The organism is Sphingobacterium thalpophilum (genome assembly GCF_901482695.1).
GTDB lineage: Bacteria > Bacteroidota > Bacteroidia > Sphingobacteriales > Sphingobacteriaceae > Sphingobacterium > Sphingobacterium thalpophilum.
The window spans coordinates 1,922,828-1,935,656 of sequence record NZ_LR590484.1 but is presented as its reverse complement, the minus strand read 5'-3'; the positions used below and the strand labels follow the sequence as shown (position 1 = coordinate 1,935,656).

The following is a 12,829-nucleotide window of genomic DNA, read 5'->3' as shown; positions in this document are numbered from 1 at the left end:
AATTTGTTATTGAACAGCCAAAGGTTTATTTACCGAATTAAGATGCAAGTTTGGATTTGGAAGTTTGACCATTTTTGGCGCTCCTGTGTCTATATCAGTTATTATATAACTATGGTCACTTAGAGGATATTCATCACTTATCACCCTTCCAGTCCAACGTCCACTTATCTTTACTTCACGATCTTGATATGTGGCGATTGCAACGAAATCAACAGATACCGTATAAGATGCAACTTTATAGTCTATCGCAACTTTTGTACGGGGAGATATGAGAAAAGGTACTTTGGTGAGCATGTTTTTTGTATAACCAGTTGAGTTTAAAGAAACATCAGCTTCAATATTTGACCCTGGATTTAAGTTAATTACCCCTTGTAATACCGAAGGTCGTTTAAATTTTTGTGCTATATTTTCAAATTGGAAATTAATAGACTTGTTAACGGAAAAATTAGAAGACAAAAATTCAGATTTCAAACATTCAATATCATAGGAAAGATTGGAATAACCAGTGTTCGTATAGCTTCCTTTTAAAATGACATCAGGCCCTTTTGTTACAGTGGCATTATAATCATTAACATATTCCATTGAACTTAGCGTAAACTTGCTTCTGGGGGTTATTAAAAAATCTTGCTGAGGTTTATTTGAATACTTACCATATCCTATTTTGGTCGCGTCTTTTAGTTCTATTACATTATAAAATATGTCCCACATTCCACCTGGGCCTTGTTCAAGGTAAGATTGGCTTTCTATGGCAAAATATCCAGGATTACTTGACGATGCGATCAAATCCCAAGATGCATTGTATAATGATCCACTTTCATCATTTAAAAGAAATAAGACCTTATTATTTGGAGCATTAGAATATTGTCCAACACTTATTGGCGTATTTTCCTGGAAGGAGTAGATAAGGTATGGTATCCCTGAGCTCGCAGGTAAGACCCGTACTTTAAAGTTTGTGGTCGAGGGGTTATCTGAAGAGGTTAAAACCAGCTCTTTACCACGTCCATTGGTTTGTAAATATCTATTTGCAGAGTTTGCGCCTCCTCCTCTGGCTTGAAAAGTTAACGGCATATCCCTAAGGGCATACATATTTGAGGACAAATAAGGGTCATAAGATAAACCATCCATTAAACTGAACGTCTTATTCTGATTTTTACCAAATAATTTTGATTTAATTGAGTCAGGATTTACCTTAATGGGCACGATGGGGCCTTTCGTAGCCAAAGAATCAGACATTGTCTTTGCAAAGCTCTTTATTGTTTCTTTTTCTACTATATTTTCTTGTAAAACGTCATTTTGTTTACAGGAGAAAACTAAAAACATAGTAGATAGGGCTATTATAAATTTTGTTCTGTTCATGATTAGAATTTGATATTTTCTATTTATTTTTTATAAATAGAACTTTCCTGTAAGGAAACCATTTGTATTACTCATTTTTAGGATATAACTACCTGTGGTTAGTCCAATAGTTGAGATAGTGGTATCACCGCCCATGCTACACGAAGAATAACTGCGAACTATTGTGCCGTCCTCTGCTTCGATTACGATATCTACTATTCCAACATTAGAATAATACTCAATCAATACGCCGTTATCAATTAAAAATGCTTTAAGAGCCTCTCCTCCTTTTCTATTTGGGCTGCTTGGAGGAAGGTGCCCCGTGCAATCAATCTCCTGCTTCTTTTTTTCAGCTTGTATGCCAATGTGATCATCTTGAGTATTATTAAGCGCCTTGCAAGGAAAAAATGCAATGGTGCTTAATAATAAAGCAAATACTACTTTCATATCTAGTTATTATAAGTTAATACTCCGGCAAATATAAAGAGGTAAATAACCTAAAAATATACGGAATGATAGCGTGAGGTAAATGTGAGGGAATGTTAGTAATTAAATAACTGTATTTCAGTTTATTAAACAATGCGATGTGACCAGGTAAATACTCAGCCCGAAGAGACGGTATGCAACAAAAGGACGATTTCATAAATGACGGATTAAACGAAATAGAATCAGGTATTGCTTGAATTTAAGAAAGTATGAATCTATATATCGAGTTACTTGTTCGGCTCAAATATCTCGGATATTTGTGAGTCTAAAAGTCCAATAAGTTGTAGCTTTGATTTCAAACGTGATTTTCGGGTTGTAAGCGCGTGACTTTTAATCTGGAGCAATCCAGCTATTTCTGCGTGCTCAAAATTAGCATGTAATAGGGTAATCAATAATTGCTCTTCTAGTTTTAATTGGGCAACTTCGAATCCTTGTAATAAGTCTAACGATTTGAGATAATTGGTGATAAATGAGGTATAACCTGAATGAATATTTACCTCCATATCTTCGACAGTTTCTCTTATTTTTTCAAAGCCAATTCTAGGATCCTTAATATCTTTACGTGAGTATTTCACTATAAGATTATTAATCTGAGATTTAAATGTCGCTGTGTTCCCAATATGATTTCTGTAAACTTGAATTAGGCATTCATTCCTTTCAGATTGCTGTTGCAATTTGACATTCTCTTCCTTTTGGCGTATATTTTCTTCTTTCTGTCGTCTCTGTTTGAGGGACAAATACAGAACAATTAAACCAATGATCAAAATAATTAGAAAACTCAATGTCAGGATCAGTCCAAGTCTGTAGTTTCTAGTTTTTTCATTTGCTAATTGTGATTTTTTTGTCTCTAGATCAAACCTACGTTCGGCATTGGCTAGTTCTTGAACATTTGTATTCCTTATTATTTGCAACATTAAACTATCCTTTAGTTGCATATAGTGTATAGCTAATCGATAATTTTTTTTATCAATATAGTTCTCTGCAAGGAATTTACTTGCAGCAGCTTTAAAATTTGTGTCTGAATCTCCTTTGATTGAATTTTTCAGCTTCCCACTATAAAATTCTGCGGAATCTAAAATTTTCGCAGCTTTATAGGTTCGTGCTAAATTAAGCTGATAACGTCCTTCGGCAGTGGAATCCGGATCAATCTGTCTAGCGGTATATAGAAAACTAATGGATCTTAAGAAGTCTCCCTTTTCAAATAGAGCCACTGAAATATTCTGTAAGCATTTTGCCTCTTCCAGTTTATTCTGGGCTTGTCTAATTAGCATTAGTGCTTTATCAAAATACAGTAAAGCGGAATCTATTTCCCCTTTCAACAGAAATGATTGCCCAGCTGCCTGCAAAGAAAGTGCTTGCTTTGGTTTGTCATTTTTATATTTTATAGATGCGTCCTTATAATATGCTAAAGAAATATCATAGGTTCGTTTTTCGAAGTAAAGATCACCTAAATTATATAACACAAACGCTTGGTGAATTTGATTATCTTGACTTTTAGCAATGGAAAGAGCTCGCTTATATTCTTCGACAGTTTTAAAGTAATTTTTTTGATCACGGAACACGCTACCACTGTAGAAGTGAGCTAGAAAGCGTAAATTTCCAACATCTGTTTTTTTACAATCATAATAGTCTCGCGCTTTGAAAATAAGCGTATCATCGGAAATATCACGAAAATTTTTATAATAAACTTGGACACGAGTCACTAGATAAGACATATATTCTTCCTTATCCAAATTACTTGCAGGATCTGATATTGAATCTATTAGTCTCATAGCCTCTTGGGGAGAACTTTCAGCAAGATTTCTAGCCTCCAAAAGTAAATTCATTGGATGGCTCTTAGATCGACAAGAAAATAAAAATATCACATATAACGATAGTAAAAAAACAACAACCTTTAACTTCATACTATTATCACTATTTTTACCCTCCAAATTACTGATATATTTTCGTCAAAAATAATGAAATTTTCGAATTTACACTAAACTCGAACCCATTTAAGACTAATTGAATGAGAGGTCAAAAGCAAGAGTTTAAAGAACAACAGAATATAAACAAGAAAATCATCCCCGGCAACCGATTCCCTTTCCATTTTTGAAGGGTACATGGACTACCTCAGCTGGCTCACCGACAAGCCGGATGCAACCGACACCATTATCGTTCTCAATTCTGTCAACCTCATCGATGCCGCAGCAAGGCAGGCTTGGCGCTTTGGAGAGATAGAGGCTAAGATAGTGGATCTATGTATGCTAAGATTCCTCTGGTTCAGAAGACTCCACGATTTAACTTTGATCAACGGGAATTGGAGAAGTTTATAAAGCGCTGTCTGCCCCACTCTTACGGAAGTATTGTAAAAAATTGGGTTTACAGTATATTCCTGAAAGTATAGTTGCGCAGCTCAATTTAGAACTAGCTGACGTAGGAGGTCATGCAAATATCAATTGGGGGCAAAGTATTAATGTTCCACAAGGCAGCATGTCACATATAGATGTTGCAAATCGCGTTAGGGCAGCAGCTTCAAGAGTTCAGGGAACTGTACAATGTGTAAATTCTTTTAATATCATTGAGCTAAATGTTGGTGGGGGCTGTCCAACTGGCGACGGAGGATCTACTGGTGTCGGTGGTGGTGACGATGGAGACAGTATCGTAAAACATCAACTTGATGACTATCCATGTGCAGTAAGCTTAATAGATTATTTTACACAGTCAGAAAGTAAGCTTTCGCAACTTTTAAACGGTTTATTTGGTGGTAACCAAACCAGAATAAATTTAACGTTTCATGCCAAAGACTATACCAATCCATTGCAGGACGGAGGTTTAAGGGGTGGACAAGGAATCCATCCGAATAATGCGCATGTAGATCTCTCAAAGTTTATTCTACAAAACTCTACTCAAGAATATCTGTTAACCACTATGTACCATGAGGTGTGGCATGCCTATTTGGGAGCTGAGAAATATCGACTTGGAGCCAGCCAATTTAATATAAGATATCCTGAAATTCAATACTACCAATCACCGGATGGAAGTAAGTATCTTTATAGAAATGATGGGATGCATTCCAGGTTTGATACATTTATGGAATTAATGAAAGCCGAATTAAAAGCATTTAATCCCAATCTAAGCGACAATGTAATCCATGTCCTTGTTACTACAGGAATCATTGAAAACAGGTTGCCGAACGATATTATTCTAAATCAAAACGAGCGTGATGTGACAAAAAATAAAAACAAAGGTCAAAGGTGTCCATAATTTACTAATGCTAAAAATGAAAACTTTACTAAATAAGTTCTGTATACTTTTCCTATTGCTAATCATTCATTCTATCTGCGCCGAGGCTGCAGATAAAAAATATGTGCTGCTAAATGGAAAGAATGATATTAGAGAAGATAACAAATCATACTTCCTACTCAATACAAAGAAATTATATAAGGTAGATTATAATATTGAGATCTACAACTTTCTGTTTCCTGAAAATGAGGACCGGAACAAAAATCTGATTCTGTTTTCGATACTGCCAGATCTGATAACCGGCCGGGGATGGGAAGAAATCAAAGATCGGGATATAATAAAAAACCTTCTGGATATAGAAACATTGAAACAAGAACTTTTTCTTCCAAGCTTCGGTTCAAGCGGTTCGGAATATGGGAATCCTCAAAAATATTTTAGTGAATACCTCGCAGTAAAAAAGAGCGGCGAAAAATATTTTTATGCACCTAATACCTTATTGGAGAAATTCACTATTGTCTCTTATGAAAACATCTTTCCATCAGTCTATGGGTATTTAAATCTGAAACAACCAAAAGTCGGCCTTAAAGAATACTTTGAGTTATTTAAAAAGTCTCTTCCAAACGAACTTTCACCCTTTGCATTTGATAAAAGAGTCGTAGCTCCGAGTTACAGATTTGGATCTAGACTCTGGAAGGAATATCTTTCAAAGGAAGTTAAAACGTCAGCAGGTACAGCTTATCAATTCTGGACTATCGGATCATCTAATGGAGCAGATTATTACGACTGGACAAAAGGGATCAACCGTTTTCTTTACCATCCTACAAAAGGTATTATCGGAGGTTCTTATGATTTTTATTTCAGAGATTATGTTGGAAACGGTTATGAACTGATCAAGCAACAAAAACCTTTGAATAAACTATCAGATGCAGAATGGAATCAAAATATACTTGAGGAAAAAATTATGACTGTCGATCTTTTCCAAACTTTAAAGGAAGACTAACCGAGATAAATCTGTGCCAAAATGAGTTGAAAAATGAATTTTCCACTTTTATCCATGGGTTCTAACAGCTCCAGATGTTGCCCCGGGGCGCAAGAATAGCATATCATAGTAAGGTCAAACAAATATCTTTCAGACAACATACATATCGGGTAGATCGTGGAGTTTATAGTGAACGGACGTCTGTTTATCGAAAAAATTTGCAAATTCCAGGTGCAACACCTTACATTTATTCCAAGTCTTGCGTCCGGAGCAGACCAAATTTACCAGAGACAAATTATTCTTTGTACTTATGGAAGACCATTTTGCTATCATATTCCCCATTGAACCCATTGCTGTTCTGGACACCACCGTACATCCGGTGAACTTGAGCAGCACTGTGCTAAAATCTGCAGGATCATCCCTGCGGTATCTTTTCCCGACGACGGAAGTAGTGCGCGAAAAACTTGTCCTAAAAAAATATCATGTTGAGCTCAGCTTTGCTGCTATAGCGGAAATTTCGGTGCTCTTTTTTCAAGAAAAGCTGCTACCCCCTCTTTGAAATCTGCTGTTCCAAAAAGGTGACCGAACGCATCCATTTCAATCTTATTGCCGTCCCGTTTTTTATCCGTTGCAGCATTAATGGCGTCGATGGCATGTGCTACAGCAACACGTGACCGTGTAAATATCTTCTGCAGGATTTCCTCTGCCCGGCGGATCAGCCTCTCCTGAGGTACCACTTCATTGATCATCCCAAGTTCATAGGCTTTCTGGGCATCAATCATATCGCCAGTTAAAATCATTTGCATGGCAGCTCCCTTTCCAATAAGCCGAGGAAGGCGCTGTGTGCCGCCATACCCCGGAATCAGCCCCAAGGAAACCTCCGGCAGCCCCATCCGGGCATGTTCTACAGCAATACGCATATGGCAGGCTAGCGCCAGTTCAAGTCCGCCTCCCAACGCATAACCATTGATCGCAGCAATCACTGGCTTTGGCGCGCCTTCGATGTGGTCCGAAAATAAAATATGTCCCCGCTCACTCAGTGAACGTGCCTGTAACACCGACAAATCCGTAAATTCTTTAATATCTGCACCCGCGACAAATGCCTTATGACCAGCGCCCGTTAAGATAATACCCCGCACTTGACTGTCGGCATTGAAATGATTAAAGATATCCTGCAATTCATCCAGAGTATGCTGATTAAGTGCATTCATTTGCGGTTCACGGTCAATGATGATATAACCGATACTATCTTTGACCTCATACTTTATATTCGAATATTGCATCATAGCTGCTAAAAGTTAAAATGTAAAGACGCTGTGAAAGTATCTGAAGGAACTCCTTCTCCCCCTTTATAGCTTAGTCTTTTTTTATACTCTAATCTAAGCAATTTTAGGATATTATCAACGCCGATCAGGCCTTCGATATATGGATTTTTACGATCCAGCTTCGTTTGGACAATTCCATTTTTATCTGGTTCGAACTGCACATTTTCAGGCGTCACAAAGGGATTGTTGACATCGCTCAACTTGCCATAAAAAGCCTTAAAACCGGTAACTTCACGCCATTTCAAGCGTTTTAACAGTGGGATTCGGTTGAAGAAAAAGCCATTCCAGTTGTGGTAATAGGTAAGCTTCAGAAATTGATCCGATACAAATTCAGACGTTGCCATCAGGTCGAAGTTGACCAGTGGCCCCGATTTATCTTTTGTCACCTCCGGGAGCTCCAGCAAGGTGTATGGGAGGTGTTTCCCCCAGATTCTACCCCCTGAAAATTCAAAATCAGCCTGTCCTGCCGGTGATAAAAACAGTCTTTTATACACGCTGAACCGCAATGCATCGTAATTATAATCCGCTCCCAAAAAACCTTTCAGGCCTCGGTTATATTGCAATGTAAAAACGGGATATGTGTTATCCACGCGGCCCCGGTCCAGATTGTGGTACGTAAATTCCTCATTTGGTGCCCAGCGCAGTATAAACTGCAGATCATTGGTGATGACCCTGCGGATGGTATCTGGATTAGGTAGGCTGTTCGCATAGACCAGATCACCTTTAGGTTGTCTTCGCGTATGGGTAAATGCTGTTCCTATGCTGACATGATTACCAAATTCAATCAGATGGTCAACTCGGTAGATATCATTAAATTGCCATTTATTGGGTCTGTTCCGGCCAAAAGACCGAAAAAATCCATCTCCTTTCAAGAACCCCAGGTTTCGCCCCGGTTCCATGACGTCATGCTGGATGGAAAAACGTAAATAGTTTGCGGGAAATTGTACGATACGTTCACCATTTAACGTAAACGCACTGCTTAAATAATACTTTAGCTCCTTATCTTTATCGCCGTAGGCAGTATAGGCTTCTATATAGGCTTTTTCGGAAAATAAGCGTGTGGTACGTCCACTTAAACGGAAACGGTTACCTTCGTAGTTATTCCGGCTATACAGATACTCCAGCGGCCCCAATTCAAACTTTCCAAGATTAAAATAGCCCTTGCCGAGGAGATAGCCCAAAGCGACCAGCTGATTGAACGTGCGCATTTGTTGAATTGAATCAACTTTTTTATACGCCCCCAGCTCAGCTTCACTCAACGGCCCCGGCCGTACCTGCCCTATCGGAATATTGGTCGCAGATTGCAATAAATACCGTTTCTCCACGGGAACCCCTGCAAAGTTTTCATCATTAATTGAATCCGTGCGGTATCTTAAATATTGCGTCTCTCTTCGGCCATATAACACATCGGTCTTATTGCCACCAAATAACATCCTCAAATCAGAACGTATAGGGATCATGCTACCGTTTCTGAACTCTTCATAGCCCAGATCGATCTGCACATCATTGATCCAGTTGATATTTGCCGAGCGCCCGATATTCAATGTTGCCTCATGTACCGCGTAGCGGGTATCGTCCGATATCAGCAGCTTGCCATAAAACAACAGGTCGATAGTTGACTTGCCTTCAAAATGCAGCTCAATATAGTCTTTTTCCCCAATCTGGACGGTATCCAGAATCCGATATTTATAAAATGCAGTAGCACCTGTAGCAATCGGACTCAATATGCCCTTGTTGGTCACCTGTATCGTGTTCTCGTAGAGGTCAACATCCCGAAGTATGGCCTGAAAACGGGTCTGCCAGTTATCGTTATTGAAAAATCTCGGATTCAATTCCGTCTGACTATGACTGGTCACAATTTTTTTTCTCCGGTTTGGATCATGTGAGGAGTATACATTTGCATAATTCTCTTCCAGGTAGAAAGGAGAAATTGTCACTCCTCTGAAAGCTGTAGAATCGACATTCTCAAACAGAAATCTAAATTTTTTCGGAAACTTCTTCGCTTTATCTTCAGGATCTACAAAGCCAAACTGTGTCTTTTCATATTCATCAAAACGCACTTCGGGGATACGGCTGTAGTGATTTTGTGGCCGGTGGGCAATCACTTTTTCAATCAATGCAATGGCGGGATCCTTTGGCTTACTGTTTTTTCTGTTGATCACCACTTCCTCCAGCGTATTGTCCTTCGCCGTTAGCTGAATAACCACCAATGAATCCCGTAGACGACGTACATCGACTGTCCTACGTTCGTAAGCGACCGCACTAAAGACGAGCTGGCGATACTGTTTCTTGTCCGTTATTTTAAAATAGCCGAGCGTATCGCTAATCCCCCCATCGTCCTCTCCCAGCCAGTTGATGGATACTCTGGAAATACCTTTACCGGTCTGTGCGTCCACAACCTTCCCGCGGATAAATTCTTGTGCTGTCACCTTTCCATCATAGAGAAAGGCCAACAGTGCACTCAAAAAGCAAATTGAAAAAGATTTAACACACACTTTAAACACCATCTGAAACCTGATAGGATTTTCTTTTTTACAATATACAATTTGTATTTAAGAGTTATATCAATAAATATAAAAAAAGCACAGCGAAATTGCTATGCTTTATTAAACAACCCGTATTTTAACAAAAACTTCATATTAGCGTTAAAAGGCAGTCCGGATACACGCCAATTAGAATGGTTAAGCCCACTGCGAGCAGCAGGACAACAGAGTAATTCCATTGCACGTTGACACAAGACTCATCGCTATCCCGAAAATACATCGCCACAACGACCTTCAGATAATAATAAACCGCAATGGCAGCATTGATCACCGCCAGCACCAGCAATACGATATGATAGTCTTCCATTACTCCCGAAAACATCATGAACTTCCCAATAAAGCCTGCAGTCAATGGTATGCCCGCAAGCGAAAGCATAGCGACCGTTATGGCCAATGCCAGCATGGGGTTCCGTTTACCTAAACCGTTGAAAGCTTCGAAATGTTCCGATCCTGTCGTTTTCTTAACTAGGATAAGCCCCGTAAATGCGACAATGGTGGCAAGCGAATAAGCTAGTCCATAAGCAAAAACACTGCTAGCTGATGTAGCACCAATAGCGATAATAGCAAACAGCATGTAGCCTGCATGGGATATACTTGAGTAAGCTAGCATACGCTTAAAAGACGATTGCATTAAGGCCGAAATATTACCGACAAACAGGGTAATAATGGCAATAATTAAAAAGATAGGCGTCCAAAAGTCCTGCAGGGGCAATAGGCTGTAACTGAATAAGCGCAACAAGCCCGCAAAAGACGCTACCTTAACAACAGTACTCATGTAGCTGGTGATCAGAATAGGCGCACCATCATAGACATCCGGTGTCCAAAAATGAAAAGGTGCAGCCCCCACCTTAAAGGTCAGCCCTATAATCAGCAACAAGATCCCGCCATAGAATAATGGGGAGACCGCCTGCGGGTTATTAACCACGTAGGCCTTAATCTCGCTCAGGTCAAACGAACCCGTTGCGCCATATAATAAAGCGATACCAAACAATAAAAACCCCGTGGAGAAGGCGCCCATCAGAAAGTATTTGAGCGCAGCTTCGTTGGACGCAGGGTCCTTCTTACGGATTCCGACCAGGATATATAGGGCTACCGACATGATCTCAACACCTAAAAAGAGCATTGAAAAATTGTGGTAACTACTGACCAATACGGCCCCTGTCAATGAAAAAATCAATAGTGAATAATATTCGGCAACCTGGCCGCTTTCATCGAAATACCCCTTTGAGATGACGAATACACCAAGAGTAACGGCGATGCACAAAACCGAAAAAGCAATAGCGTAATGATCAAAATGAACCATTCCACTATAAAGGGGCCCCTTGTCTGACGACCAGTCATTAAATAAAAAACCGATAGCAACCAGAAAACCAAGAATAGAAACCGGCAATAGCATTGCTTTCGCTTTAAACAAGCCAAGATAAAGAACGACTAAAGCCAGTATTGAAAGTGTAATTATAGCTCCCATACAAATTGTTATATCTATTTATCTGCCTAAAAACGTGCTTAAGACTTCCACCGAACCTGCAGAAAGATTCAATAGGAAATTGGGGAATATACCGATATAAATAATCAGGAAAGAGATCAAGGCTAATATGACGGCTTCTCCGCCTTTTACATCTTGAAACTGTATTGTCCGGTCTGTGGCCTCGCCCAACATCGTTTGCTGGTAAAGGCGCAGGGTATAGACAGCTCCTAATATCAAAGTCAGGCCTGCAAAGACGGCAAACCAGAACCCGTACTGGAATACACCTTTCAGCAATAAAAACTCCCCGATAAATCCATTTGTTAACGGCAAGCCTACAGCTCCCATGCTGATGATCATAAAAAACAAGGCCAGTTTTGGCGCCTTGGCCGCGATGCCACCAAGCTGCGAAAGGCTACGCGTCTGTGTGCGCTGTTGTATAATATCCAGAACGTAGAACAGGCCTACGACAGAAATACCATGGTTTATCATCTGTATCGTTGCTCCACTCAGACCATTCGTATTCCACGAAAATACACCCGCGCTAATCAACCCGACGTGAGCAATAGAGGAATAGGCAACCAGACGTTTGACATCCTCCTGCTTAATGGCGATAATAGATGCGTAAACGATGCCAATCACACACAAAATCAGGGCAAAGTGCCCATATAATGCTACCCCAGTTGGAATTACCGGCAAAAGCCACCGCATCAGACCATATACCCCCATCTTGAGCATGATACCCGCCAGCAACATGGTGCCGGCAGCTGGAGCATGAGTATAGGTGCTGGGTTGCCAGGTATGAAAAGGAAAGACCGGGATCTTAATGGCAAAGGCGACGAAAAAAGCCCAGAACAGCCAACGCTGCGTGTTATCCTCGAGCTCCAAAGCAATAAATGAAGTCCACTCGAAATCGTGATTCGGGACCTGCTGATAAAGGTATAGAATGCCGATCAGCATCAATAGACTGCCCAAAAATGTATATATGAAAAATTTAAGGTTTACACGTATACGATCCCCTTCTCCCCACAATGCGCAGATAAAATAGATCGGTATCAACGCGATCTCCCAACCGACATAAAATGCAAAAGCATCTAACGCCGTAAACACCAGCAACAGCCCCGCTTGCATAAAAGCCATCAAAGCATAAAAATTGCCCTTGTAGTCCTTAGCAAAGGTTGTCGCAATGATGAGAGGCATCAGTCCATTAGTCAGCAGCACCAAGGGCAGACTGATTCCATCCAGCCCTATATGAAAATGGATATGCAAAGCAGCAATCCAGGTCCAGTTCTGTTCAAACTGCATGCCGCCATCCGGATCAAAGCTGGCTAAAAACGGAATGGTCTGTGCCAGTGATGCCAGTGACAGGATCAAGGCGGTTGTCTTTGCGGCATTGGTCTTTAAAAAAGTGAGAATCAATGCGCTTATTAACGGCAATAAAATAAGTAAAAATAAGTTATCCATCGATTAT

9 protein-coding genes are annotated in these 12,829 nt (G+C 40.0%); 2 read left to right on the top strand and 7 right to left on the bottom strand.

Annotation, left to right across the window (positions count from 1 at the left end; translation table 11 throughout):
• Positions 1-6 precede the first annotated feature (6 nt).
• The 3 genes from FGL37_RS08290 to FGL37_RS08280 form a co-directional block, all read right to left on the bottom strand.
• Positions 7-1,356 carry a BSAP5b family pore-forming toxin gene (locus FGL37_RS08290; protein WP_138096743.1) on the bottom strand — a complete coding sequence of 450 codons (1,350 nt, stop codon included), beginning with the start codon at positions 1,354-1,356 and terminating at the stop codon, positions 7-9.
• Positions 1,357-1,386: 30 nt separating this feature from the next.
• Positions 1,387-1,782, bottom strand: a complete 396-nt coding sequence (locus FGL37_RS08285; protein ID WP_028070996.1) for a DUF3244 domain-containing protein — start codon at positions 1,780-1,782, stop codon at positions 1,387-1,389.
• A gap of 266 nt (positions 1,783-2,048) precedes the next feature.
• On the bottom strand, positions 2,049-3,725 hold the full coding sequence (locus FGL37_RS08280) for a tetratricopeptide repeat protein (protein WP_138096741.1): 1,677 nt from the start codon (positions 3,723-3,725) through the stop codon (positions 2,049-2,051).
• A 451-nt stretch (positions 3,726-4,176) separates the two neighbouring features.
• On the opposite strand from FGL37_RS08280, the gene FGL37_RS08275 reads away from it, so the two are divergent.
• Positions 4,177-5,067, top strand: coding sequence for a hypothetical protein (locus FGL37_RS08275; protein ID WP_028070993.1), 891 nt, complete (start codon positions 4,177-4,179; stop codon positions 5,065-5,067).
• Positions 5,068-5,083: 16 nt separating this feature from the next.
• Positions 5,084-6,046, top strand: coding sequence for a hypothetical protein (locus FGL37_RS08270; protein WP_028070992.1), 963 nt, complete (start codon positions 5,084-5,086; stop codon positions 6,044-6,046).
• A gap of 482 nt (positions 6,047-6,528) precedes the next feature.
• Here the strand turns inward: FGL37_RS08270 and FGL37_RS08265 are convergent, their stop codons facing one another.
• The 4 genes from FGL37_RS08265 to FGL37_RS08250 form a co-directional block, all read right to left on the bottom strand.
• Entirely contained in the window at positions 6,529-7,311 is a 783-nt protein-coding gene (locus tag FGL37_RS08265; RefSeq protein WP_317132231.1) for an enoyl-CoA hydratase/isomerase family protein, read from the bottom strand.
• Between the two features lie 5 nt (positions 7,312-7,316).
• Positions 7,317-9,815, bottom strand: coding sequence for a DUF5686 family protein (locus FGL37_RS08260; RefSeq protein WP_160169520.1), 2,499 nt, complete (start codon positions 9,813-9,815; stop codon positions 7,317-7,319).
• A gap of 169 nt (positions 9,816-9,984) precedes the next feature.
• Positions 9,985-11,361 carry an NADH-quinone oxidoreductase subunit N gene (locus tag FGL37_RS08255; protein ID WP_028070990.1) on the bottom strand — a complete coding sequence of 459 codons (1,377 nt, stop codon included), beginning with the start codon at positions 11,359-11,361 and terminating at the stop codon, positions 9,985-9,987.
• Between the two features lie 18 nt (positions 11,362-11,379).
• Complete coding sequence (locus tag FGL37_RS08250; protein WP_028070989.1) at positions 11,380-12,822, bottom strand: complex I subunit 4 family protein; 1,443 nt, start codon at positions 12,820-12,822, stop codon at positions 11,380-11,382.
• Positions 12,823-12,829 lie beyond the last annotated feature (7 nt).

Coding starts and splice junctions, on each gene's coding strand:
- FGL37_RS08290 (WP_138096743.1), bottom strand. CDS start 1,356: ATGAACAGAACAAAATTTATAATAGCCCTATCTACTATGTTTTTAGTT.
- FGL37_RS08250 (WP_028070989.1), bottom strand. CDS start 12,822: ATGGATAACTTATTTTTACTTATTTTATTGCCGTTAATAAGCGCATTG.
- FGL37_RS08265 (WP_317132231.1), bottom strand. CDS start 7,311: ATGATGCAATATTCGAATATAAAGTATGAGGTCAAAGATAGTATCGGT.
- FGL37_RS08270 (WP_028070992.1), top strand. CDS start 5,084: ATGAAAACTTTACTAAATAAGTTCTGTATACTTTTCCTATTGCTAATC.
- FGL37_RS08285 (WP_028070996.1), bottom strand. CDS start 1,782: ATGAAAGTAGTATTTGCTTTATTATTAAGCACCATTGCATTTTTTCCT.
- FGL37_RS08255 (WP_028070990.1), bottom strand. CDS start 11,361: ATGGGAGCTATAATTACACTTTCAATACTGGCTTTAGTCGTTCTTTAT.
- FGL37_RS08280 (WP_138096741.1), bottom strand. CDS start 3,725: ATGAAGTTAAAGGTTGTTGTTTTTTTACTATCGTTATATGTGATATTT.